Source organism: Brevibacterium pigmentatum (assembly GCF_011617465.1).
Taxonomy (GTDB): domain Bacteria; phylum Actinomycetota; class Actinomycetes; order Actinomycetales; family Brevibacteriaceae; genus Brevibacterium; species Brevibacterium pigmentatum.
In genome coordinates this window covers 24,352-47,958 of the sequence record NZ_CP050153.1, presented here as the reverse complement: position 1 = coordinate 47,958, position 23,607 = coordinate 24,352, and the positions used below count along the sequence as shown (strand labels likewise).

Sequence of the window (23,607 nt, the reverse complement as noted above, 5' to 3'; positions counted from 1 at the left end):
TCACACCGGGCTGGTGCGTAAGAACAACCAGGACTCCGGCTACGCGGGACCCAATCTCCTGCTCATCGCCGACGGAATGGGCGGTCACGCAGGCGGAGACGTCGCCTCGGCGATCACCGTCTCCCGCCTGGCCGAGCTCGACCACGAGCCCGGAGGCGAGGACGCCCTCGAAATCCTGCGCACCTCGATCCTCGAAGCCAACGACCGCATCTGCCGCGGCGTCGGCGAACAGCCCGAACTCGCCGGAATGGGCACCACCGTCACCGCCGTCCTGCGTGCTCCCGGCAACCGCTTCGCTCTCGCCCATATCGGCGACTCCCGCGGCTATGTGCTGCGCGACGACAAGCTCCAGCCGATCACCCACGACCACACCTTCGTACAGATGCTCGTCGACGAAGGCCGGATCACCCCCGAGGAGGCCGAGACCCACCCGCAGCGCTCGGTCGTGATGAAGGTCCTCGGCGACGTCGGGGCCTCCCCCGACCTCGACCTGTCCCTGCGCGAGGCCCAGGTCGGTGACCGTTGGATGCTGTGCTCGGACGGTCTGACCGGATTCGCCGACATCGACGACATCACCCGCGTGCTCAAAGAGGTCGCCGACCCCGACGAGGCCTGCCGTCAGCTCATCGACCTGGCCCTGGCCGGCGGCGGAGCCGACAACGTCACCGTCGTCGTCGGCGATGTCCTCGAAGGCGAGGTCGAGACCGCCGAAGGCGTGTCCGTCGGCTCCGTCCACCTCAACCCCCGCTACGCCGCGATCGGTGCGAACCCCGACGCCGAGGCGGCCGTTGACACCGAAGCCCACGAAACCTTCGCCGACAACGACGTATCCGCCGACACGGCACCGATCCAGACCGTAGACGGCGAGGACGTCGAAGCTCGGGACGGCACTACTCAGCAGCTGCGGACCAACACCGCTGCAGACGAGGAGGCCGACCTCGACGAAGAGGTCGAGAAAAGGTCCTACCTCGGGTGGATCATCACCGCCATCGTGATCGTCGCGCTGGCCGTCGGCGGATTCTTCGCCTATAACTACGTCAGCCACCAGTACTACGTCGCCAACGACGACGGCAAGGTCTCCCTCTACCGCGGCCTCGACACGACGCTCGGGCCCATCGAACTCAGCCGCCTCGTCGACACCACGGACATCGAGGTCGGCAGCCTCAACAGCTACTCCCAGGACCGCCTCCGCGGATCTATTCCCGCCGGCTCACGCGATGAGGCCGATCGCATCATCGACAATCTCCGCAAGGAATCCGATCGCTCCTCCGGCATGTCCGGCGACGTGCAGGACTCGACGAGTCCGAGCGACCCGGCGCCATCACCTCCGGATTCGAAGTCCGCGGACCCCAGTGACGCCATCACCCGGGAGTCGCAGTGATGAACCAGGCTCCCTCGCAGACCGCGCGCCCCAGAACCTACCGTCTGGCGGAGCTCGGTCTCCTGATCCTGGCTATCGCCGTCGCAACCAGCGCCTATGCTCTGGTCGGCCTCGGCGTCGAAGACACCATCCCGGCCAATGTCTACGGCTATGCCGCATGGCTGGCGGCTCTCGGCGTCATCCTCCACATCATCGTGTGGATCAAGGCGAAGTACGCCGATCCCGTGCTCGTGCCGATCGCGGTGCTGCTCAACGGGCTCGGCCTGGCCATGATCTACCGTGTCGACCTCGGCCGCGACGAATACCTCGGTTCGGCGATGACCCAGCTGGTGTGGATGAGCCTCGGCGTGGGTCTGGCCATCGTCGTGATCTTCGTCGTCCGCGACCACCGCTGGCTGCGCCGCTACACCTATGTCTCGGGCTTCGCCGCTCTGGTCTTCCTTCTGCTTCCGCTCATCCCGGGCATCGGCAAGACCATCAACGGCGCCCGTATCTGGATCGGCGTCGGTCCGCTGTCGTTCCAGCCCGGTGAGATCGCGAAGATCCTGCTGGCCATCTTCTTCGCCGGCTACCTCGTCACCTACAAGGACCAGCTCGTCGCCGCCGGCCCGAAGATCCTCGGCATCCGCTTCCCCCGTCTGCGCGACTTCGGCCCCATCGTCGTCGCCTGGGTCGCCAGCGTCGGCGTCCTCGTCTTCGAACGTGACCTCGGCACCTCGCTGCTCTTCTTCGGTCTCTTCGTCGCCATGCTCTACGTGGCCACCTCGAAGGTCTCATGGATCATCCTCGGCCTCGGATTCTTCTCCGCCGGCGCGGTTGCCGCCACATTCCTCTTCTCCCATGTGGGCCAGCGTGTGTCCGGTTGGCTCAATGCGCTGACCGCCGAAGAGTACAACAAGACCCCCGGTGGCTCCTACCAGCTCGTGCAGGGTCTGTTCGGCATGTCCAACGGCGGACTCATCGGCACCGGCTTCGGCGAGGGCCGACCGAATATGGTCCCCTACGCCGAATCCGACTTCATCTACGCCAGCTTCGGTGAGGAGATCGGCCTGGCCGGACTCTTCGTCATCCTGCTCTGCTACCTCTTCATCTTCCAGCGCGGAATCCGCACCGCTCAGCAGCTGCGGGACGGCTTCGGAACCCTGCTGGCAACGGGCCTGTCGTTCACGATCGCCCTGCAGGTCTTCGTCGTCGTCGGCGGCGTCACGCGCCTCATCCCGCTGACGGGTCTGACCACGCCGTTCCTCGCCCAAGGCGGATCCTCGCTCATCGCGAACTGGATGATCATCGCCCTGCTGCTGCGGATCTCGGACAACGCCAGGCGCCCCGTGGAGGAGTTCCACACCGGCGTGCTCACCATCACCGAGGATCCCGAGCCCGTTCCCGCGGGCGCCCCCGCCGCGGAGGTGGACTCAGCGGATGCAGAAGGAGCCGTCCCGGCACAGGGCAGGGCCGCCTCGGCGCGCACCGTCGACGAGGATGCTCCCACGACGAATCTGCCGCCGGCCGATTCCCGTGAGTTCGACGGCGAAGCCCCGACGACGAACCTGCCGCCCGCGGATGACCGCGCACTCAAGCGCGGCGGGACACCCAACGACACCGATCCCACCGACCAACGACCAACCGGAGGTGAACGATGAAGAAGCCATTGACGCATATCGCCGTCGTCGGATTCGTCATGTTCGCGCTCCTCTTCGGGTCGACGAGCTGGGTGCAGTACGTGACCGCGGATTCGCTGAACAACAATCCGCTGAACAACCGACGGATCCTCGACCAGCTGGCCCGTGATCGCGGTCCGATCCTCGTCGACGGCACCCCGATCGCGTACTCGGAGCCTGTCGACGACAAGTACAAGTACCAGCGCAAATACGGCTCTGAGAACCTCGATCCGCGCGCCTACGCCTCGCTGACCGGCTACTACTCCGTCGTGTCCGGAGCCTCGGGCATGGAACGCGCCGCCGGCGACTACCTCTCCGGCGATTCCGACGCCCTGTTCTACGACAAGGTCGGCAGCTTCTTCACCGGTGAGCAGCCACGCGGCGCAGCGGTCGAGCTGACCATCGACCCGAAGGTGCAGCAGGCCGCATGGGACGGGCTGGGCAACCAGAACGGTGCGGCCGTGGCCCTCGACCCGAAGACCGGGAAGATCCTGGCCATGGCCTCGACCCCGGGCTGGGACCCCAACGCCCTGGCCAGCCACGACTCGACCGAAGCCAGCGAGGCCTACAAGAACCTCGAAGCTGCCGACGGCAAGCCCGCCTACAACCGCGCGATCGGCGGCAACCTGTACCCGCCCGGATCGACATTCAAGGTCCTCGTTGCAGCGGCCGCTCTGGAATCAGGTGACTACGATCCCGATTCGCAGCTCAACGGACCGGCAACGCTCGATCTGCCGCAGACGACGGCGACGATCGGCAACTCGCATCCCGGTGCGTGCCGCAACGGCGGCAAGCCGACCCTGGCCGATTCGCTCGCCGAATCCTGCAACACCTCGTTCGCCTCCCTCGGGATGGACCTCGGAGAGGACGCGATCGCGAAGCAGGCCGAGAAGTTCGGCTTCGGCGAGGATCTCGACATCCCTCTCAATGTCACCCCGTCCTCATTCCCGTCCGACCTCAATCCGCCGCAGCTGGCTCAGTCCTCGCTCGGTCAGTACGAGGTCCGGTCGACTCCGCTGCAGATGGCGATGATGACTGCGGGAATCGCCAACGGCGGAAAGATGATGAAGCCTCAGCTCGTCGACAGGGTGCTCAATGCGAACACCCTCGAACCGATCTCCGAGACCCGTCCGAGTCAGATGTCGCGCGCCGTGTCCGGAGATACGGCCGACAAGCTCACCGAGATGATGACCGGTGTCGTCGACGACGGCACCGCCTCGGTGGCGAAGATGGGCGACACGAAGGTCGCAGCGAAGACCGGCACCGCCCAGCACGCCACGGGCGCGGCACCCCATGCCTGGTTCATCTCTTTCGCCCCGGCCGATGACCCTCAGGTCGCGGTCGCGGTCGTCGTCGAGAACGGCGGAAACGCGGGCAATGAAGCTTATGGTGCGACGGTCGCAGGACCGATCGCGAAGAACATGATGGAAGCGGTGGTCGAGAAATGAGACCCGTCGAAGGCACCCTGTTGGGCAACCGTTACAAACTCACCTCCCGCATCGCCGTCGGCGGCATGGGTGAGGTCTGGAAGGGTGTGGATTCCGTCCTCGGCCGTGAGGTCGCGGCGAAGATCCTCAAGGACGAGTACCTCTCCGAATCGACCTTCCTCGCCCGGTTCCGTGCCGAGGCCCAGAACATGGGTCGTGTCTCCGACCCGGGAATCGCCGGTGTCTACGACTACGGCGACGAGCAGGGTTCGCCCTACCTCGTCATGGAATACGTGCCCGGTGAAGCACTGTCGGCGATCATCGAACGCAGCGCGCCCCTGTCCGAGACCGATACGCTCTCGATCGTCACCCAGGCCGCTCAGGCCCTCGGCGCCGCGCACAAGGTGGGCGTGATCCACCGTGATATCAAGCCCGGCAATATCCTCATGACGCCGGACTTCCGCGTCAAGATCACCGACTTCGGCATCGCCCGAGTCACCGACCAGGCCCCGCTGACGAAGACCGGGCAGGTCATGGGCACCGCCCAGTACCTCGCTCCCGAGCAGGCCACCGGCAAGGGATCGGGACCCGGATCCGATCTCTACGCCCTGGGCATCATCGCCTATGAGGCCCTGGCCGGTCAGCGTCCCTTCACCGGGGATTCGCAGGTGGCCATCGCCATCGCCCAGGTCAATCAGCAACATCCGCCGCTGCCGGACACGGTCTCCGAACCGCTGCGCCGCTTCGTCGACTGCCTGCTGGAGAAGAAGCCCGAACGTCGTCCCTCGGATGCCTTCAAGGTCGCTAAGGCCGCCGAGGCGCTCTCCGCCGGTGACATCGCCGGAGCCGAGGAGCTCGTGCCGCAGATGCGTCACGGTGCCGCCGCGTCCGAAGCGCTCACCCAGGTCTTCAACAACCCGGAGCCGGCAGCCACGACGAAGACCCTGCCCGTCACCTCGTCGAACGACGCCACTCAGGTGTACCCGAACGGTGCCGCAGCCGGAATCGCCGGCGCGGGTGCCGCAGGAGCGGGTGCAGCCGCCGCAAACACGGGACAGATCGACCCCAACGATCCGCAGAACCAGGATCTGGAGAAGGACAAGCAGTCGAACAAGGGCCGCATCCTCATCTGGATCCTCGCGATCATCGCCCTCATCGCCGTCGGCTCCCTGCTGTGGTTCTTCCTCGGCGGAGGCAATGCCGAACCCGAACCGGAACCGTCCACCTCGGCTCCCACCTCGGAGGCGGCGAAGACGATCGAGATCGATAAGAACGATTACATCGGACTCACGGAATCCTCGGCGACGCAGAACCTCGAGAACAAGGGACTCGAGGTCGAAACCACCGATATCAACTCGGATCGGGCAGCCGGCACCGTCGCGGACGTCGGCGAAGGCGACAACGGATACACCTTCGAAGAAGGCGACACCGTGACTCTCTACATCTCTGCCGGACCCGCCGAACAGCCCGAGGAACCGGCCTCTGACTCCGGATCCGATTCGGGGCTGGGCAATGACTCCGAGTCGAGCTCGGACTCCGGTTCCTCGTCCGATTCGCAGGACCAGGGTTCGGACTCCGGATCCGACTCGGCGAACAGCGACACCGGTTCGGACTCCTCGAGTTCGTCGAACTCCTCATCGAATTCCTCGTCGGACTCCGGGAGCTCGAGCGAATCGGATTCCTCGAGTTCGTCGGACAGCTCAAGCAGCTCGGACTCGTCGAGTTCCGAAGATTCGGCTTCGTCCGATAGCAACGGCGGCTCGAACCCGAACAGCGGCAATGACGGGGCAGGCGACAATCCGGGCGGGCTGAGCAGCTCGGATGCCCTCGGCGACCCGATCGGAAACCCCGGCGATGAATAGACATTGAGCGATACTGACCAGCGATTACGAGAAGCGAAGAGTTTGAGATACTGAAACTCGACCCGGTTCAGGTGAGAATGAACCGTGAGACCGGGTGAGACAAGCGGAGGACATACATGAGTGAACCCAAGGTGCTGTCGGGGCGTTACGAAGTTCGTGCGCTCCTCGGCCGTGGGGGCATGGCAGAAGTGCATGAGGGCGTCGACAACCGTCTCGGACGTCGCGTGGCCATCAAACTTCTGCGTTCCGATCTCGCCCGTGATCCGTCGTTCCACACCCGGCTCAAGCGCGAGGCCCAGTCCGCTGCCGGTCTCAATCATCCCGGAATCGTCTCCGTCTACGATTCGGGAGAAGAGGAATTCGTCGAATCCGGCGGCTCGTCCGTGTCCGTGCCGTTCATCGTCATGGAATACGTCGAGGGTCAGACCCTGCGCGAAGTCCTCAACGAGCACGGCACACTCACCGTCGACGAGGCCCTCAATGTCATCGCCGGGGTGCTGGCTCCACTCGAGTACTCCCACCGCAACGGCATCGTCCACCGCGACATCAAGCCTGCGAACGTCATGCTCACCCCCGAGGGCGACATCAAGGTCATGGACTTCGGGATCGCCCGAGCGCTCAAGGACAATTCGGGTCTGACGCAGACCCAGTCGGTGGTCGGCACCGCCCAGTACCTCTCCCCCGAGCAGGCTCGCGGCGAGGTCGTCGACGCCCGCTCCGACCTGTACTCGACCGCCTGCCTCCTCTATGAGCTGCTGGCCGGCCGTCCCCCGTTCGTCGGCGACTCCCAGCTGGCCGTGGCCTACCAGCACGTCGGGGAGACCCCGCAGCCGCCGAGCTTCTTTAACCCGAACATCCCACCGGCCGTCGACCGGCTCCTGCTGCACGCTCTGCTCAAGGATCGCGACTCCCGCTATCAGGACGCCTACACCTTCCGTGAGGACGTACTCGCCGCCCGCGACGGCCGCCCCATGAGCTTCGAGGACGACGTCGACGCCACGCAGGCGTATCCGTTGATGGCCCCGCCGATGACCGCTCCGATGGCTCATGCCAACGACGCCGAGGCCGCTCCCGAGACCGGGCCGGTCTCGACGATCATGACCAACCAGGAGGAGCGGCCGCCGCAGAAGCGGTCGCGCGCCTGGGTCTGGATCGGCAGCATCTTCGTCCTCCTGGCCCTGGCCGCCGTGGCCCTGTGGGTGTACGAGATCAACAAACCCCCCGAGGTCATTCAGGTCCAGGTCACGGATGTGGCCGATATGGACGCCGACGAGGCAGAGGCAGCCCTCATCCAACAGGGACTGCGCGTCGACCGCGACGAGAAGTACAGCGCCGAGGTCGACGAGGGCAAGGCGATCGAGACCGATCCTCCCGGCGGTCAGCGGGTGGAGAAGGACAGCGTGGTCAAGCTGATCATCTCGTCGGGCCCCGAGTCCGTGAAGGTCCCCGATGTCTCCGGCAAGACCGAGGAGGAGGCGCGGCAGGTCATCAACGACGCGAAGCTGCAGGCCGGCACCCATATCTCGCAGAATTCCCCGGATGTGGAGAAGGGCGTCGTCATCGAGACCAAGCCCGGTACCGGTCAGGAAGTCGACGTCGATTCGAATGTCGACCTCGTCGTCTCCTCGGGCATGGTCGAGGTCCCCGATGTCACCGGTCAGACCGCCGAGGAGGCCTGCCAGACCCTCGAGGGCGATGAGTACCAGCTCACCTGCAAGACCGAAGAGGTCGAGACCGCCGACCACGCCGAAAAGAAGGTCTTCGAACAGTCCGCGACCGGCGGCAGCGAGGTCAAGCAGGGCTCGGAGGTCACCGTGAAGGTGGCCAAGAAGCCGCCGGAGCCCTCGCCTTCGATTCCCTCGGTCCCCGGCGGCATTCCGACCGTTCCCGGCGACGACGACGGCGGAGATGACGGCGGCGGAGATGACGAAGACAAGAACAAGGACAAGGACAAGGATTCGATGGGCGGAGGGCTCTTCGACAACTGGTCCGAAGTCATCGGCAACTGAAGCTCTCGGTCCTCGCAGCGCACAGCGGCCGGGTCAGTCATCGACTGACCCGGCCGCTGTCTCTCACTCCAGGGTGAGGAACAGGTCGGTGCGCATATCGGCGGGATCCGCCTCGGGGCTTGGTTCGGTGACATAGAGCTCGATGAACGGCAGTCCCGGACCATGCCCGGCCGCCATCGCGTCCTTGACCAGCTGCGCCCAGGCTTCCCCGAGCCCGTCATATCCGCCGAGGTGGCTGCGCACGGCCATGGAACCGCCGGGAAGCTCCGCCGGGATGACGATACGACCGCCGGCGATCGGCTGTGCATTCGTCAGGCCCGCCGAGGTGGAGATCCCCACCTGCAGATCCACCGTTTCGCTCGGCTGCCGGGTGTAGAGGGCGAAGGCCGGTCCTGCGGGTTCGATTCCCGCCTCGGAGAGCACGGGGAAGAGCCCGTTGAACGTGGAATCGAAGAGTTCCGGCAGGTCCGACATGGGCACTTCGCGGCCTTCGACGACCGCCGCCGGAGTGGCCGGGACCTCGATGACGGTGAGTTCGGTGAACGGTTCTTCGCGCAGATAGGTCGGTTCTGACATCATCGCTGTCTCCTGTTCGTCGCTCGTGCACGACCACTGTGTGCGTGCACGGATCCCGGCGCGGATTCGGATCGACTGTGCACAGGGATCACTGTGGTCACGATCATAACGATCGGCCGCCTCGGCGAGAACCCTGCGATCAGGGATCGGCGGGATTTCTCAGGCGATCGCGGTCGCCAACGGCGACATACCCGCCGCGGCCTGGGCGGCACCCTCGAGGCCGCACACCTCGAGCCAATTGCCGAGCATGAGGTATCCGCATTCGGTGAGCACGGATTCGGGGTGGAACTGGACGCCGAACAGGGGCTGCTCGCGATGTTCGATGGCCATGACGATGCCGTCGTCGGTGCGGGCGGTGACCGTGAACTTCTCGAGGTCGAGGGTCTCGTCGACGATCGCCAGCGAGTGGTAGCGGGTGACCGTCAGCGGGCTCGGGCAGCCGAAGAAGATGCCTTCGCCGTCGTGTGTGATGGTCGAGGTCTTGCCGTGCATGAGCACGGGCGAGTGGGTCACCTCGGCGCCGAACACCTCGCCGAGGGCCTGATGGCCCAGGCAGACGCCGAACACGGGCATGCCGGATGTCTCCGCCCAGGACAGCAGGGGCGGGCAGACCCCGGATTCGGCGGGCACGCCGGGACCCGGGGACAGGAGAAGGCCGTCATAGCTGCCGACCATCTCCGCGATCTCTGTCGCCGGGATGTCGTCGTTGCGGACGACATCGACGTCTGCGCCGAGCTCACGCAGATAGGACACGAGCGTATAGACGAAGCTGTCGTAGTTGTCGATGACGAGGATTGAGGTCATTGTTGTCCGGTCTCCGTCACGGTGGCGTTGTTGAAGGGCATGTACGGGGCGATCACGGGGAAGACGTACTGCATGAGCAGAAACACGACCGCCGCGATGAGGATGAGGGCGAAGATGAGTTTGACGACCCAGTTGCCCGGGAGGATCCGCCAGATGAATGCGTACATATCAGGCACCGCCGTTCTTGCTGACCTTGTCGTAGGCCTTCGAGTCCTTGATATTGTCCGGTGCTCCGTCGGTGGCCGGCGTCCAGTCCGTGAGTTCGGCATAGGCGACGTAGCGTTCCCTGGCGGAGAACATCGGGTTGCATGCCGTCATCGTCAGGATCCGGTCCTTGCCCTTGAACTCGGGTGCGTCCGGCACGGGTGAGAGCACTTCGACGGCATCGGGGAGGATGATGTCGAAGTTGCGGAAGGTGTAGGTGTAGAAGCCGTCCTTCGTCTGGACGATGATCTCGTCGCCAGGGCGCAGGTTCGCGATCTGGTTGAGCGGCTTGCCGTAGGTCACGCGGTGGCCGGCGATGGAGAAGTTGCCGACCTCGCCGGGCATCGCCGAGTTCGGATAGCGGCCCACGCCCATTCGGTTGAGCACGGGTTCGAGGTCGACGCCCTCGGCGACGGTGCGGTAGTAGTCGCCGCCGAAGCGCGGGATGTAGAAGATGCCGAAGGCCTCGTTCTTGCCCGCGGGTTCGGCGACCACGGGTTCGTCCGGATCGTCGGGCAGTTCGTTCGGGTCCTGGTTCGCCCAGTCCTGAGTGAGTTCGTCGGCGAGCACTTCGTTGTCGCGGTTGGCCTGGATGTCCGTCCACCACAGCTGCCAGACGACGAAGAGGATGAGGACGAGGCCGGCCGTGATGCACAGTTCGCCGAAAGTGCGCACGGTCCCGCGGATCGGGCCGAGCGGTTCCTTCTCCACGGGCTGACGTCCGCGCTGGCGTCGGGTCTGGCGACGGCTCTGAGGCTGATCCTCGCCGAGGTGGCCGTGCGTGGCTTGTCCGTGTGCAGTCTGTCCGCCCTGCTGGGGTGCGCCCGCGTATGCGTTCCCGGCCGCGTATCCGGTACCGGCCGCGGCTGGGGCCTGCTGTGCCGTTGCCGGAGCGTTCTGTGGGACGGCGGGCATCGCCTGAGTGGCCTGGCCACGCTGCTGGCCAGCTGCGGCCTGTGGGGGTTGGTGGGGTTGTTGAGGCTGCTGGGGCTGCTGATAGACGGGCGGGGCGTCGGAGTAGACCGCAGTCGGTTCGCCCTGGGCTGCGGCGGCTTCGGCTTCCCTGCGCCGCATCTCGCGTCGGCTGGGCAACGGCTGATCGCCGGAACCGCCGGCGGCGTGACCGTGGCGCTGGTCGCCGGAGTCAGATGGAGCCTGCCGTCTCTGAGCAGGACGGATAGTGGGTCGCGAGGGCGGATTCACGCCCGGCTCGTTACCCGAGGAGGAACTATTCACCACTTCTGCTCCGTGACTGTCACTGCATTGTCTGGGGGCCGTCGAAGAAGACAGGCGGGGACACCCTTATGCACTTTATCCTATGAGAATCAACGTTCGGAGCGCGCTCGGGGCGCTTTCAGGGTAGTCGGAGTTTTTCACTGTGACCCCCGCCCCGAGTAGACTGGTCTGCGATCGTCCCCAACCATTCATTCGGCGACCCCGCGACGGTCGACCGACAAAGGAGTACTTGTGGCCAAGTCCAAAGGACGCCCCCAGCGCACTTCTCGCACTTCGTCGGCGGCCAAGGCGAAGCAGGCCGAATCCGCTGAAGCTGTCGAGACGGCCGAGGTCGAGGAACTCGAGACCGAATCGCTCGACACCGATGTCGCCGAGGCTGCCGACACTGACGTCGCCGAGGCTGCCGACACTGACGTCGCCGAGGCTGCCGACACTGACGTCGCCGACGTTACGGACGACGATTCGGATGCGACCGAGGCTGCTGCAGACGATCTGAAGGGCAATTCCGCGGACGAGGACGCCGACGACGAGGCCTCCGAGAAAGACTCACAGGCCACGGCTGCCGCGAAGAAGTCCAAGGACGAGAAGTCGTCGAAGTCGACCAAGAAGTCCGACTCGACCAAGGACGCGAAGTCGTCGAAGTCCTCGAAGGCTTCCGATTCCAAGGCATCGTCTTCCAAGACATCCGGCTCGAAGGGTGCGGCCGCCAAGCGCACCTCCCGTTCGGGCAATCCTGCTAAGCGGCCGCAGGGACGCAAGACCGCGAGCTACACCTCGACCTCGGGGCAACAGACGATCAAGCCGAACCCGAGCTGGTTCCTGCCGGTCCTCATCGGACTGCTGCTCGTCGGCCTCATCTGGCTCGTCACCTTCTACATCACTCAGGGTGCTTTCCCCGTCGAAGCGTGGGGCAACTGGAACATCCTCATCGGCTTCGCCTTCTTCGTGGCGGGTCTCATCATGTCCACACGCTGGCGGTAGCCGGTCCCGGCCGCAATCGCTTCGATTGTCTGGTCGATCCGCGGTGATTCTCACGCTCAGAACACCGCGGATCGACCAGACATTCTGCATTCACCAGGACTTTCGCGCACCCCGCCAGCCGCTGCCCTGTATCAACAATCCACAAGCGCCGAGTTATACCCAAGCCGGGTGCGTCGCTTGTGGAAAACTTATTTTGGCTCTCTGACCAGGCTAAACACACACGTGTAAGTTATCCACGTTGTGGATAGAGCTTGTGGACAAAGAATTTTCCACCGAAGAGTGCACACAGATCGGCTTTTGTCTGGTAAAAGCCTGACAGCGCCGAGGATGCACCCGCAACGGCCGATCCGTCAGAGTCCGAGGCCGGAGCCTGGTTCAGAGTCCGAGTCCGGCCATCTTCCACGCCCCGCAGGCCGCAATCAGCACCACCAGACCGACCGAGGTCACCGTGAACACCAGCGTCCGCGATCGCTGCGGACCCAGCAGCCCAGCACAGCCGAGCACGAATCCGGTGATCAGACCGCCGAGGTGGGACTCCCAGGACACCCCCGCGACGAGGAATCCGTAGCCGAAGTTGAGCGCGACGAATACGAGAACCCCGGTGATGTTCCGGTCGAGGCGGTGTGTCGGGGCCAAGAGGACGCCGACGATCGCGAACACCGCACCCGAAGCGCCGATGTGGTTCGTCACCCAGTCAACGTCGAAGGGGTCTGCCACCAGGAGCACCATGGCCGAACCACCGGCGGTGCCGATGACGTATACGGCCAGGAACTTCCAGTGCCCCAGGGCTCTCTCGACGAAGGATCCGAAGAAGAACAGCCCGATCATGTTCGCCAGCAGGTGGAACGGTGACGGCTCCTCATGGACGAGGGCGACCGAGAGCACCCGCCACGGCTGTTCGAGGGTGAGTGCGGGAACGAAGCTCAGCCTCCGCAGCAGGTCGAGGCCGGGAATGAGCTCCGCGAGGAAGGCCACGATGGTGACGATGAGGAGCGTGCGGGTGATCAGCGGCGGGGATGCAGAGAGGGCCCGGCCGGTTTCCCGTGCCGAGCCCTCCTCAGGTGTGTCCATCACACCATGGTACTCAGTGTCCTCTGCGGACGGTGACTCACTTCGCAGTGATGTCGACCTTCTCCATGACGACCGGCTCGACCGGCTTGTCCATCGCAGCGGTGCGCACACCCTCGATCTCGTCGACGACCTTCTGGCTGGCTTCATCGGCAACCTCGCCGAAGATGGTGTGCTTGCCGTTGAGCCACGGGGTCTCGGCGGTGGTGATGAAGAACTGCGAGCCGTTGGTGCCGCGTCCCATCTGCTTGCCGGCGTTGGCCATGGCCAGCAGGTACTTGCGGTCGAACTGCAGTTCGGGGTGGATCTCATCGTCGAAGGTGTAGCCGGGTCCGCCGGTGCCTGTGCCCAGCGGGCAGCCGCCCTGGATCATGAAGTTCGAGATGATGCGGTGGAAGCCGAGGCCGTCGTAGAAGGGGCGCTTGGTCGGCTCGCCGGTCGAGGGATCGGTGAACTCACGCTCCCCCTGGGCGAGTTCGACGAAGTTGGCCACGGTCTTCGGAGCATGATTGCCGAAGAGGTTGATGGTGATGTCACCGTGGTTGGTGTGCAGGACTGCGGTATGCGTAGAAGCTGTAGTCATGACTTCATTCTTCCACGCCGAGGCGGCGAATGCAGTTTCGCACCAGGTCCATTGCCCAACCTGTCAGGCGATCCGCAGACAATTCGATGACATCCGCTGTCCACAGGTTTGCCCCTAGGCCGTAGACTAGTCAATGATCAACTTGACCTCCGACATCTAAGGATTGGGAACAGTTTATGTCGAATAAGCCCGCTCGAGATCAGCTCACCTCGAAGCTCGATTCCGCGAAGCAGACGTCACTCCGAGTCCTGGCAGATGCCAGCGAGACCGCAGCCCCGAAGCTGCGTGAGGCCGCAGACAGGGCTCGCCCCCAGGTCGAGGCGCTTGCCGGCAAGGCCGAAGAGTTCGCTGAGAAGGCGCGTCCGCAGGTCGAGGCTCTCGCCGACAAGGCCAATGATCGAGTCCACGACTGGGCCGACAGGCTCGAGGCCTACCGACCAGAAGCCACCGAACGCGCCGGCAAGTTCGCATCGAACGCCGCGACTTCGCTGTCCGCTGCCGAGACCCCGAAGCTCATCGATGACCTGGCTGTCCGCCTCACCGGCGACAAGAAGGCCATGAAGAAGGCCCGCAAGGCTCTCGCCAATGCCGGCAAGCGCATCGAGAAGGACACCGCTCGCAAGTCCGGTGGCGGAAAGGCCGCACTCGTGTGGACCCTCGTCATCGGTTCGGCCGCCGGAATCGGCTACTACGTGTGGAAGAAGGCCCAGCCGGTCGAGGATCCCTGGTCGACCCCGCTGCCGAACAATCGTCCCGCCGACGCCCGTCCGGTCGGTTCGACCCCGGCTTCGCGCCAGGCCGCACCCACCGAGGTCTCGCAGACCGCTGTGCCGTCGACCAAGGCCGATGCCGCCGACGAGGTCCCCGCTCCGAAGCCGGCCGTCAAGCCCGCCGAGAGCAACGACGCCAAGCACTGAGTCACTCACTCCGTCACCGAGGCGGCCCACCTCATGGTGGGCCGCCTCGGTGCTTCTGTACGTATTGTTCCCTTCTTGCTACCTGACGGCGGCCCAGCAACCTGGCGCGAGGTTGCTGGGCCGCCGTCAGGTAGCAAGAAGGGGAGGTTAGTCGGGGTCGAGGACCTCGCGCCCGCCGCGGGGGAAGCCGCCGGCTCGGCGGGCGGCCAAGAGACCGGTGATCGTGAACGCGAGGGTAGCGGCGAGGATGAGCAGCAGCGGTGCCGTCCACCCGGCGGTGGCGGTGTTGAGCCAACCGGCGAACGGCGGGGCCAGGGTCGCTGCGAGGTAGCCGCCGAACTGCACACGCGCCGAAGCGGACGCGGTCTGCGCATCGCTTCCGGCGGTGCGGGCGATTATCGAGAAGATCGCCGTGAACCCGCCACCCTGGGCGATGCCGCCGGTGGTCGCCCACAACCAGTAGGCGCCGGGGGCCGCCAACAGTCCCACGGGCAGGGACAACCAGAGCACGGCGACGATCGCCACAGGCACCCAAGGCTTCGTCTTCACCGCCAGCAGCGGCACTCCGAAGGCACCGAGGATCGCAGCGATCTGGAACAGGGACGCCGTGCCTCCGGCGGCGGTCGGGGCGAGCCCGATCGTGTCGCTGAGGTAGCTCGGCAGCCAGGTAGTCGTCACGTAGTAAGCGGTCGACTGTCCGGAGAACGTGACGATGAGCAGGGCGATGATCAGCCGGAAGGAAGCGGGAGCCTCGGCCCACGAGGGCTTCACGACGGGGGCGGCCGCCTCGGTGAGGGAAGGATCGTCGGCGGATTCGGCCGCGGCAGCGCGGGCAGCCTCACCCTCGCGTCGCACGCGCACGCGGATGAGCACCATCCAGAAACCGAGGCCCAAGAAGGCGAGACCGCCCCAGGCGGCCAGCGCCCAGCGCCAGCCGAAGGCTTCGGCCAGGGGGCCGGTGCCGATGAGGGTGGCCATCGACCCGACGTTCATCATCGCCGAATACAGGCCGGTGACCAGCGATACCTTTTCCCACGGCACCTCGCGGCGGATGATGACGGGGACGACGATATTGCCCAAGGTGATCGCCAGGCCGATGATGCCGGTGCCCGCGAGCACCAGCCAGGACGGGCCGACCGAACGCAGAACGGTGCCCAGCAGGACACCCGACAGACACGCGAGAACCGTGGCTTCGGCGCCGAGGCGGGTGATGAACTTCCCCGCCAGCGGCGTGGCCAAGGCGAACAGCAGAACCGGCAGGCCCGTGAGGAGACCGAGTCCGGCCGCGCTGAACCCCGTGCCCTCCTGGATGTCGGGCAGGATCGCGGTCGGCGCGATGATCGGGGTGCGCAGGTTGAGGGCGAGGATGACGATGCCCAGAACGATCCAGGGCAGCATCCTCTTTGCGGTCGGCCGCTGAGGCGAACTCACATCCGCTCGGGCACGCGGATGCCGAGCACCCCGAGACCGGCCTGGAGGACCTCGAGCACGATCGCCGAGAGCCGGAGGCGGGAGTCGCGCAGCTCGGGGGTCTCGGCGATGAGCACCGGGCACTGCTCGTAGAACGAGGTGAATGCCTGGGCGAGATCGAACAGGTAGGTGCACAGTCGGTGGGGCGTCGACCCGGCGGCCACCTCGGTGACCACATCGGCGAAGCCGAGGATCGACAGCGCGAGCTCACGTTCGGCAGCCTCGCCGAGGCTGATCGCGGCGTTCGCGACCTGGGAGGCGTCGACGCCTTCGGCTTCGGCCTTGCGGCCGATGGAGCGGATGCGGGCGCCGGCGTACTGGAGGTACGGGGCGGTGTTGCCGATGGGGGCGAGCATCCGGTCGAGGTCGAAGGTGTAGGAGGTGTCGTGCGCGACGGACAGATCGGCGTACTTCACCGCACCGATGCCGACGATGCGTGCGACCTCGTCGGCCTCCGCAGGCTCGAAGTCCACGCTCGACTCCGCCAGTGTCGCCTTCGCCCGGGTCACGGCCTCTTCGAGGAGCTCGGCCAGGCGCAGCGGTGCGCCGGAGCGGGTGCGCAGGATCTTGCCGTCGGAACCGAGCACATTGCCGATCTTCACGTGTTCGGGACTGAAGGTCTCCGGCAGCCAGCCGGCAGCGCGGGCGACGGTGAAGACCATATCGAAGTGCATGGCCTGCGGGGTGCCGACGACGTAGAGGGCACGGTTCACGCCGAGGTTGACCGCCCGGTTGCGCACGGCGGCGAGGTCCGTCGTGGCGTAGCCGTAGCCGCCGTCGGATTTGCGGATGATGAGCGGCAGAGGTTCGCCCTCACGGCCGGTGAAGCCTTCGGGGAACACGCACAGCGCACCATCGGAGATCGTCGCCAGGCCCTTGGCCTCGAGTTCGTCGCAGACCTCGGCCAGCACGTCGTTGTAGGTGGACTCGCCGGCGAGGTCGTCGTCGGTGAGGGTGACATCGAGGAGCGAGTAGATGCGATTGAAGTACTCGCGGGAGTAGCCGACGAGCGTCGTCCACAGACCCAGGGTCTCTTCGTCGCCGCCCTGGAGCTTGACGACGCGGGCCCGCGAGCGGGTGGCGAAGGCCTCGTCGGAATCGAACTTCGCCCGGGCCGCCTGGTAGAAGGCGTTCGGGTTCTCGGACACCTCGGAGGCCTCGGTCGAGTCGACGCCGACGTCGAGGAGGTGCTCGATGAGCATGCCGAACGGTGTGCCCCAGTCGCCGATGTGGTTCTGGCGGATGACCGTGTTGCCGAGGAATTCGTGGGTGCGGGCCAGGGCGTCACCGACGACGGTGGTGCGCAGGTGGCCGACGTGCATCTCCTTGGCCACATTCGGGGCCGAATAGTCGATGGCGATGGTCTGCGGATCGGTGTTCTCCGGGGCGGCGGCGACTCCGCCTGCGGTCAGGGTGGAGGCGAGGAATTCGGGGGTGAATGTGAGGTTGATGAACCCGGGTCCCGAGATCTCCGGGGTCTCGCAGACGCCCTCGAGGTCGAGGTTCTGAACGATCTGTGCGGCGATATCGCGCGGCTTCGACTTCAGTTCCTTGGCCAGGGGCAGCGCCACATTGGCCTGGAAGTCTGCGAACTGGCTGCTGCGGATGACGGGATCGCGCCTGGCGAAGTCCTCACCGAAGGCCTGGATGAGGGCGGCGGCGAAACGGTCCGTGAGCACAGAAGTCAGAGATGGCATATGGCCATTCTATTGCCGGGTGCAAGTTGCCTGGACATCGGTTCCGGCCCTCGGTCGCCGCACAGTCGAGCTTGTAATGTGGGTCACGTGACTTATCTTCGCTATCCCCATATCCAGTCCGATCTCATCACCTTCACCGCCGACGACGATGTCTGGCTCGTGCCCTCCGCCGGCGGCCGCGCCTGGCGGCTGACCTCCGATCATGCGCCGGTCCGATCACCGAGGATCTCGCCCGACGGAGCGCATGTCTCGTTCGTGTCCTTCCGCACCGGCCAGCCGGAGCTCATGGTCGCCGAGGTGGCCACCGGGGCCCTGCGCCGGCTCACCTGGATGGGTTCGACGGCGATGACGATGCTCGGCTGGGCCGATGTGACCCATGTCCTCGTCGGTGCGAATGCCGGGGAGTTCGAGGTCCGCAACCATGTCGTGAAGTCAGTGAGCCTGAACGGTGACGTCGATCGGCTGTCGTTCGGTCGCGCTTCGGGTCTGGCCCGGCACCATACGGGAGTGACGGCGCTGTCGACCCCGTTCTCCCGTCCGCCGGCACACTGGAAGCGCTACCGCGGAGGCACCGCGCCGAGGCTGTGGCTCGATCGGGTCGGAGGCTCGAATGCCGACGGCATCGGCGATGGATCCGGGGCCCGGTGGCAGCGCCTGCTGCGCGAGGACGAGGCCTCGCTGACGGATCCGCTGTGGGTCGGCGATTCGCTCGTCTTCGCCTCGGACCGGGCCGCGACCTTCCCTCACCATGCCGATGAGCAGGCGAACCTGTGGATCATCGACGGTCTGGCCACCTCGGCGAATGCGAGTGGGGCCGCCTCGACGAACCCGGGCGCCGCGGTCGAACCGCGCCAGCTCACTCACCAGACCGAGGCAGACGGCTATGTCCGTGACGCCACGACCGATGGCACCCGCATCGTCTGGCACTCCCACGGGCAGATCAAGATCCTCGACAGCCTCGATGCGGCCGTCCGCACTCTTGCAGTGACTCTGCCGGGCACTCAGGTGCAGCCGATGAGCCTCGATCCGAAGACCGGGCTCAACAGCATCAGCCCTGACCAGGCAGGCAATGCCTCGGTTGTGGAATGGCGCGGCAAGACCTTCTGGCTCGCCCACCGCGAAGGCCCGGCCCGTGCACTGTGCGCGGATTCGTCGATCCGCGCCCGCGAACCCCTCGTCCTCGGGGACACGGGTTACGCCGCATACATCACGGATGTCGAAGGGGAGGATGCGATCGAGGTCGCGTCCGTGACCGGGGACAAGCCGCCTCGGCGCATCGGGGCCGGAGCCCTGGGACGGGTCCTTCACCTGCAGGCGGATCCGGCGGGGAAGATGCTCGCCACGATCTCCCACGACGGGTCGATTCGGACCGTCGAGGTGGGCAACGGGCGGACGCGGATGGTCGGACATTCGGGCCATGGCGAGGCGCGCGATCCGCGGTTCTCACCCGATGGGAAGTACCTCGTGTGGTCACAGCCGACGCAGGGTGAGGAGCTGCTCGCGCAGCTGATGATCGCCGAGGTGAAGTCGGATCGTCAGGCCCAGCCGCTGACGACGGGCAAGTTCAACGACTTCTCACCGACCTTCACCCGCGACGGAAAATTCGTCGCGTTCCTCTCCGATCGCACTTTCGATCCCTCGTACAACCAGCATTCCTTCGATCTGTCGTTCAACGGCGTCACCCGGCCGTGGCTGCTGCCTTTGGCCGCCGATGAGCCCGCACCGTTCGGCCCGAGCGCCGGCGGGTGGGCGATCAATGAGGCCACCGAGGATGCCAAGGCCGAGCGTGGTCGCGGGGACAAGTCCGTCGCCACCGTCGAGGTCGAACTCGAGGGTGCGGAGGAGCGCATCGTGCCGTTCCCCGTCGCCTCGGGGGTCTTCCGTGATCTCGAATCCGCCGAGGGCGGCCTCGTCTGGCTGCGCACCGGCGATGTCGAGGCCGGCGAGCTGGGCACACAGCGGGCCGGGGATACCGGTGACAAACCCGCCGAAGTGGTCCAGTACTTCGACTTCGTCAAGCGGAAGGTCACCACCGTCGTCGACAAGGCCGACGAGTACGAGGTCTCCGGAGACGGCAAGCTGCTCGTCGTGCGCAGCAACGATGCGATCAGCGTCGTTCCGGCGAACCGGAAGGTCGAGGCCGACGATGATGAGTTCATCTCCGTCGACGTGTCGCGTCTGCGGTTCGAACTCGACCGCCGAGCCGAATGGCTGCAGATGTTCGAGGAGAACTCGCGGATCATGCGCGACCACTATTGGCGCGAGGACATGAACGGGGTGGATTGGGAGTCGGTCACTCTGCGTTGGCGTTCCGTGGCCGCGAAGGCGCTGACTCACGACGACCTCGTCGACGTGCTGTGGGAGACCGTGGGCGAGCTCAACACCTCGCATGCTTATGTCACGCCGTCGGCGCTCGGCGATGGGTCGAAGAAGCTCGGCTTCCTCGGTGCGGATCTGGCCAAGATGGCGGATGGATGGACGATTGAGCGCATCCTTCCCGGTGAGAGCAGTGAACCGGATGCCAGGTCGCCGCTGCGGCAGGCCGGCGTCGGGGCCCAGCCCGGCGATGTCATCGTCGCCGTGAATGGTCAGGCCGTCGACGAGGCGGCCGGTCCCGCCGCTCATCTGCAGGGAGCAGCAGACACGATCGTCGAGCTCACTCTGCGCCGCGGTCGCAAGGACCGCACGGTCGCGGTCATTCCGCTGGCCAGTGAGGAGAAGCTGCGGTATCAGGATTGGGTGCGCTCGCGCCGGGAGTATGTGGCCGAGAAGTCCGCCGGCCGCATCGGCTACGTCCATGTCCCGGACATGACCTCCTACGGTTGGGCGCAGCTGCACCGGGATCTGCGACAGGCCATGGGCTGCGAGGGTGTCATCGCCGATGTGCGTTTCAACCGCGGCGGGCACACAAGCGCGCTCGTGGCCGAACGCTTCGCCGACCAGGTGGTTGCCTGGGGTGCGGCTCGCAGCTATGACCAGATGGACCGGGACCCCGAGGATGCTCCGCGCGGCCCGGTGGTCTTCGTGGCCAATGAGTTCTCCGGCTCCGACGGCGACATCATCAACGCGCGCGTGCAGGCCAAGGGCATCGGCCCGGTGATCGGCGTGCGCACGTGGGGCGGTGTCGTCGGCATCGACGGTCGCTACGACCTCGTCGACGGCACCGGAGTGACGCAGCCGCGCTATGCCTTCTGGATCGAGGGCAAGGGCTGGAGTGTGGAGAACTACGGCGTCGACCCCGATATCGAGGTCGAACACGATCCCGGTCAGCTCTTCGCCGCCGACGATCCGCAGCTCGACCGCGCCATCGCCGAGGTGTTCGCTGGGCTGGAGGCCCGTCCCGCCGCCCAGGCTCCGGAGTTCCCACCCCCGCGCGTGCAGCAGCTGAAGAAGGACGGCACCGGGGTCCCCGAAGCCCCCGCCGAGGACTGACCCACGCCCCGCCGAGTGGCCACCAGCGCACGCGAAGCGACGTGAGGGGCCTCCCGGTGCGGCCACCTCGTGGGGAGTCATCGGATTCTGATCCAGTCATCGGGAGAAAACTCGATGACTGGATCAGAACCCGATGACGAACCGAACCAAACTCGATGCGTGCCGGGCTCTACCGCTCGGTCGGGATCAGGGCCCACATGGCGAAGGCGAGCAGCACGAAGCCCGAGATGACGCCGCTGATGACCGGGATGAACGCCGGAGCCGCCGCGAAGAAGGCGATGAACCCACCGATTCCGCAGAGGGTGACGACGGTGGCGAGCACATGGAAGCGGTCGAGCCCGAACACCCAGCCGAGCGCGAAGAAATGAGTGCCGACGACCACCGCCACCCATGCCACTCCGAGCTCCGGATGGCCGAGGCTCGCCAACAGGCGGGTTCCGGCGAACAACAGGACCGCCTCGATGAGCACGATGATCCAGTAGGCGCGACCGAACGGCGGTTCCCGACGACTGCGTTCCCCAGATTCGCCGAGGCGGCCGCCACCACCACGTTTCCGCAGCAGTCCGCGAACCGCGAGGACCGCGATGACGACGAACACGATGACGCCGACCGCGATGACGAGTGTGCGCCCCAGGATCGAGAACTGGACGGTGTTGATGATGAGGAACAGCAGCCCGAAGCCGGCGCCGATGAGCGCCCCGATCTCCGCACCGGCGCCTGTCTGCCTGCCCGTCGGTGACATCGAGCTGTTCGGCCCAGGTTCTACCGCGGTCATCGTCGTCCGCCTCTCGTCGTCATCGGCACCCTAGCCGGCAACATTCTTCCACCGGTGCACCGGCGCTCCGATGCGGACTGACGAAACTCGGCGAACTCACAAGAATCTTCCGGCAACGCGATTCTTGACCGCATTCATGAACTGATGTTCACCAGGTGTGAACCTAGATTCATTCTTCGTTCGAGGAGGCAACGATGCCAACATCCATCAGCCCGACTCAGCATGCCGCACCCACGGATTTCGACGACATCCTCTACGTCGTGGAAGAGACCTACGCAGTGACACCAAGGCGACCTACGTCTCGGACGTCTACGCTTCAGCGGGCGCGATCGGCCAAGGTGTTCATACCGACAGCCGTCAAGTGCAGCTGTCGTCAGGAACAGCTGTCGACAAGAGCGGCAGAGGAAGAGGGCACTGCAGATGTGTTCGCGTCGTACACTCGAAGGGAAGCGAGCGAAAGGAGCATCTGCCGATGTCCGAGAAGAAGAGCTCCGCCAAGAGCAGCGCACACGAGGTCCGGGTCCGCCGCATCTACAACGATGCGCAGAAGTCCGATGGGACCCGGATCCTCGTCGATCGCGTCTGGCCGCGCGGGGTGAGCAAAGACAAGGCCCAGCTCGACGAATGGGTCAAGGACGTCGCGCCCTCGACCGAGCTGCGCAAATGGTATTCCCACGACCCGGAGAAGTTCGACGAGTTCGCCCGCCGCTTCCGCGAGGAGTTGCAGAGCGACGATGCCGCGCAGGCGCTTGATGAGCTGCGCGAACTCGCGCAGAAGGGGACTCTGACCCTGCTCACCGCGTCCAAACGCGATGACATCAGCCAGGCCACGGTGCTCGCCGAGATCCTCAATGACGGCAAGCAGTCGAACGCCGAGAAATCGAGCACCAAGCAGAGCGCCAGTAAGTCGAACAGCAAGTCGAGCAGCAAGGACAGCAAATGAGCGAGATCATTCCGGATACGCGTGACTGGACCGATGTCCTCACCGGGGGCTGCTCCGAATGCGGCTTCACCGGCACCGAGGATCCGACCGGAGTCCCCGCCACCCTCGCCGAGGCGGCCGCCACCTGGCAGACGGTCCTGACCAGGGATGACGCCACCGAGCGGCGCTCACCGGGCCGGTGGTCGGATGTCGAATACGCCTCCCATATGCGCGATGTCCTCGACGAATTCCGCCGGCGCACCGAGCGCATGCTTACCGCATCCGACCCAACCTTGGACAACTTCGACGGCGATGCGGTCGCCATCGAATCCGATTATGCCCACGCCGATCCCGCCGAGGTGTCCCCCGCCCTGAGTGCGGCCGCCGAGTCCTATGCCGGCCTCCTGTCCCGGGTCAGCGGGGAGGAATGGGATCGTCGCGGCTTCCGCTCCGATGGCCATGCCTTCACCGTCGCCTCACTTGCGCTCTACGGACTCCACGAAGTCCGGCACCACCTCGGCGACGTCGGGTCCTGAGGACACCACCGAATCGATCGGACCAACCTAGATCAGAATTTATTGGACACGCGTGTCCAAAATTCTTTA

19 protein-coding genes are annotated in these 23,607 nt (G+C 65.7%); 10 read left to right on the top strand and 9 right to left on the bottom strand.

The features are described from left to right. Nucleotides 1–13 precede the first annotated feature (13 nt). The 5 genes from GUY30_RS00190 to pknB all read left to right on the top strand — a co-directional run bounded on the left by GUY30_RS00190 (nt 14) and on the right by pknB (nt 8,337). A complete protein-coding gene (locus GUY30_RS00190) occupies nt 14–1,381 on the top strand; it encodes a PP2C family protein-serine/threonine phosphatase (RefSeq protein WP_228281546.1) in 1,368 nt (455 codons plus the stop codon). Then, the gene (locus tag GUY30_RS00185; RefSeq protein ID WP_167193076.1) at nt 1,381–3,021 is read left to right on the top strand and encodes an FtsW/RodA/SpoVE family cell cycle protein; all 1,641 of its coding nucleotides are present in this window, start codon (nt 1,381–1,383) and stop codon (nt 3,019–3,021) included. The genes GUY30_RS00190 and GUY30_RS00185 overlap by 1 nt, the downstream gene beginning before the upstream one ends. Further along, nucleotides 3,018–4,487, top strand: a complete 1,470-nt coding sequence (locus GUY30_RS00180; protein WP_167193074.1) for a peptidoglycan D,D-transpeptidase FtsI family protein — start codon at nt 3,018–3,020, stop codon at nt 4,485–4,487. Before GUY30_RS00185 ends, GUY30_RS00180 begins: the two co-directional genes overlap by 4 nt. After that, on the top strand, nt 4,484–6,328 hold the full coding sequence (locus GUY30_RS00175) for a protein kinase domain-containing protein (RefSeq protein WP_167193072.1): 1,845 nt from the start codon (nt 4,484–4,486) through the stop codon (nt 6,326–6,328). Before GUY30_RS00180 ends, GUY30_RS00175 begins: the two co-directional genes overlap by 4 nt. Nucleotides 6,329–6,444: 116 nt before the next feature. Then, the gene (pknB, locus tag GUY30_RS00170; RefSeq protein WP_167193070.1) at nt 6,445–8,337 is read left to right on the top strand and encodes a Stk1 family PASTA domain-containing Ser/Thr kinase; all 1,893 of its coding nucleotides are present in this window, start codon (nt 6,445–6,447) and stop codon (nt 8,335–8,337) included. A gap of 63 nt (nt 8,338–8,400) precedes the next feature. Here the strand turns inward: pknB and GUY30_RS00165 are convergent, their stop codons facing one another. From GUY30_RS00165 to GUY30_RS00150, 4 genes are all read right to left on the bottom strand, one after another. Continuing rightward, the gene (locus tag GUY30_RS00165) at nt 8,401–8,916 is read right to left on the bottom strand and encodes a GyrI-like domain-containing protein (protein WP_228281543.1); all 516 of its coding nucleotides are present in this window, start codon (nt 8,914–8,916) and stop codon (nt 8,401–8,403) included. Nucleotides 8,917–9,072: 156 nt separating this feature from the next. After that, nucleotides 9,073–9,717 carry an anthranilate synthase component II gene (locus tag GUY30_RS00160; protein WP_167193068.1) on the bottom strand — a complete coding sequence of 215 codons (645 nt, stop codon included), beginning with the start codon at nt 9,715–9,717 and terminating at the stop codon, nt 9,073–9,075. Further along, nucleotides 9,714–9,884, bottom strand: coding sequence for a hypothetical protein (locus GUY30_RS00155; RefSeq protein WP_167193066.1), 171 nt, complete (start codon nt 9,882–9,884; stop codon nt 9,714–9,716). The genes GUY30_RS00160 and GUY30_RS00155 overlap by 4 nt, the downstream gene beginning before the upstream one ends. Nucleotide 9,885: 1 nt before the next feature. Beyond that, complete coding sequence (locus GUY30_RS00150) at nt 9,886–11,124, bottom strand: class E sortase (RefSeq protein WP_228281541.1); 1,239 nt, start codon at nt 11,122–11,124, stop codon at nt 9,886–9,888. Nucleotides 11,125–11,388: 264 nt separating this feature from the next. On the opposite strand from GUY30_RS00150, the gene GUY30_RS00145 reads away from it, so the two are divergent. Then, nucleotides 11,389–12,138 carry a cell division protein CrgA gene (locus GUY30_RS00145; RefSeq protein ID WP_167193064.1) on the top strand — a complete coding sequence of 250 codons (750 nt, stop codon included), beginning with the start codon at nt 11,389–11,391 and terminating at the stop codon, nt 12,136–12,138. 375 nt (nt 12,139–12,513) lie between these two features. On the opposite strand, the gene GUY30_RS00140 is transcribed toward GUY30_RS00145, so the two are convergent. Beyond that, the gene (locus GUY30_RS00140; RefSeq protein ID WP_167193062.1) at nt 12,514–13,209 is read right to left on the bottom strand and encodes a rhomboid family intramembrane serine protease; all 696 of its coding nucleotides are present in this window, start codon (nt 13,207–13,209) and stop codon (nt 12,514–12,516) included. Between the two features lie 37 nt (nt 13,210–13,246). Next, nucleotides 13,247–13,789, bottom strand: a complete 543-nt coding sequence (locus GUY30_RS00135; protein ID WP_167193059.1) for a peptidylprolyl isomerase — start codon at nt 13,787–13,789, stop codon at nt 13,247–13,249. Nucleotides 13,790–13,965: 176 nt separating this feature from the next. Between GUY30_RS00135 and GUY30_RS00130 the strand changes: the two genes are divergently transcribed. Further along, nucleotides 13,966–14,706, top strand: a complete 741-nt coding sequence (locus tag GUY30_RS00130; RefSeq protein WP_167193057.1) for a hypothetical protein — start codon at nt 13,966–13,968, stop codon at nt 14,704–14,706. Between the two features lie 147 nt (nt 14,707–14,853). Here the strand turns inward: GUY30_RS00130 and GUY30_RS00125 are convergent, their stop codons facing one another. Then, nucleotides 14,854–16,104: an MFS transporter gene (locus tag GUY30_RS00125; protein ID WP_167193055.1), complete on the bottom strand. Its 1,251-nt coding sequence runs from the start codon at nt 16,102–16,104 to the stop codon at nt 14,854–14,856. A 29-nt stretch (nt 16,105–16,133) separates the two neighbouring features. Continuing rightward, nucleotides 16,134–17,873, bottom strand: a complete 1,740-nt coding sequence (argS, locus tag GUY30_RS00120) for an arginine--tRNA ligase (protein WP_167193052.1) — start codon at nt 17,871–17,873, stop codon at nt 16,134–16,136. A gap of 87 nt (nt 17,874–17,960) precedes the next feature. On the opposite strand from argS, the gene GUY30_RS00115 reads away from it, so the two are divergent. Further along, nucleotides 17,961–21,305: a S41 family peptidase gene (locus tag GUY30_RS00115; RefSeq protein ID WP_228281539.1), complete on the top strand. Its 3,345-nt coding sequence runs from the start codon at nt 17,961–17,963 to the stop codon at nt 21,303–21,305. A 169-nt stretch (nt 21,306–21,474) separates the two neighbouring features. Here the strand turns inward: GUY30_RS00115 and GUY30_RS00110 are convergent, their stop codons facing one another. Further along, nucleotides 21,475–22,080, bottom strand: a complete 606-nt coding sequence (locus GUY30_RS00110; protein WP_228281538.1) for a hypothetical protein — start codon at nt 22,078–22,080, stop codon at nt 21,475–21,477. Nucleotides 22,081–22,552: 472 nt separating this feature from the next. Between GUY30_RS00110 and GUY30_RS00105 the strand changes: the two genes are divergently transcribed. Together GUY30_RS00105 and GUY30_RS00100 are read left to right on the top strand one after the other, a co-directional pair. Next, complete coding sequence (locus tag GUY30_RS00105; RefSeq protein WP_167193048.1) at nt 22,553–23,023, top strand: DUF488 domain-containing protein; 471 nt, start codon at nt 22,553–22,555, stop codon at nt 23,021–23,023. Next, nucleotides 23,020–23,538, top strand: a complete 519-nt coding sequence (locus GUY30_RS00100; RefSeq protein WP_167193046.1) for a DinB family protein — start codon at nt 23,020–23,022, stop codon at nt 23,536–23,538. Before GUY30_RS00105 ends, GUY30_RS00100 begins: the two co-directional genes overlap by 4 nt. Nucleotides 23,539–23,607: the final 69 nt, after the last annotated feature.

Bases quoted from the DNA above. Each gene is read 5' to 3' on its own strand.
- GUY30_RS00185 (WP_167193076.1), top strand. From the start codon at position 1,381: ATGAACCAGGCTCCCTCGCAGACCGCGCGCCCCAGAACCTACCGTCTG.
- GUY30_RS00180 (WP_167193074.1), top strand. From the start codon at position 3,018: ATGAAGAAGCCATTGACGCATATCGCCGTCGTCGGATTCGTCATGTTC.
- GUY30_RS00175 (WP_167193072.1), top strand. From the start codon at position 4,484: ATGAGACCCGTCGAAGGCACCCTGTTGGGCAACCGTTACAAACTCACC.
- pknB (WP_167193070.1), top strand. From the start codon at position 6,445: ATGAGTGAACCCAAGGTGCTGTCGGGGCGTTACGAAGTTCGTGCGCTC.
- GUY30_RS00165 (WP_228281543.1), bottom strand. From the start codon at position 8,916: ATGATGTCAGAACCGACCTATCTGCGCGAAGAACCGTTCACCGAACTC.
- GUY30_RS00160 (WP_167193068.1), bottom strand. From the start codon at position 9,717: ATGACCTCAATCCTCGTCATCGACAACTACGACAGCTTCGTCTATACG.
- GUY30_RS00155 (WP_167193066.1), bottom strand. From the start codon at position 9,884: ATGTACGCATTCATCTGGCGGATCCTCCCGGGCAACTGGGTCGTCAAA.
- GUY30_RS00140 (WP_167193062.1), bottom strand. From the start codon at position 13,209: ATGGACACACCTGAGGAGGGCTCGGCACGGGAAACCGGCCGGGCCCTC.
- GUY30_RS00135 (WP_167193059.1), bottom strand. From the start codon at position 13,789: ATGACTACAGCTTCTACGCATACCGCAGTCCTGCACACCAACCACGGT.
- GUY30_RS00130 (WP_167193057.1), top strand. From the start codon at position 13,966: ATGTCGAATAAGCCCGCTCGAGATCAGCTCACCTCGAAGCTCGATTCC.
- GUY30_RS00125 (WP_167193055.1), bottom strand. From the start codon at position 16,104: ATGCTGCCCTGGATCGTTCTGGGCATCGTCATCCTCGCCCTCAACCTG.
- argS (WP_167193052.1), bottom strand. From the start codon at position 17,873: ATGCCATCTCTGACTTCTGTGCTCACGGACCGTTTCGCCGCCGCCCTC.
- GUY30_RS00110 (WP_228281538.1), bottom strand. From the start codon at position 22,080: ATGACCGCGGTAGAACCTGGGCCGAACAGCTCGATGTCACCGACGGGC.
- GUY30_RS00105 (WP_167193048.1), top strand. From the start codon at position 22,553: ATGTCCGAGAAGAAGAGCTCCGCCAAGAGCAGCGCACACGAGGTCCGG.
- GUY30_RS00100 (WP_167193046.1), top strand. From the start codon at position 23,020: ATGAGCGAGATCATTCCGGATACGCGTGACTGGACCGATGTCCTCACC.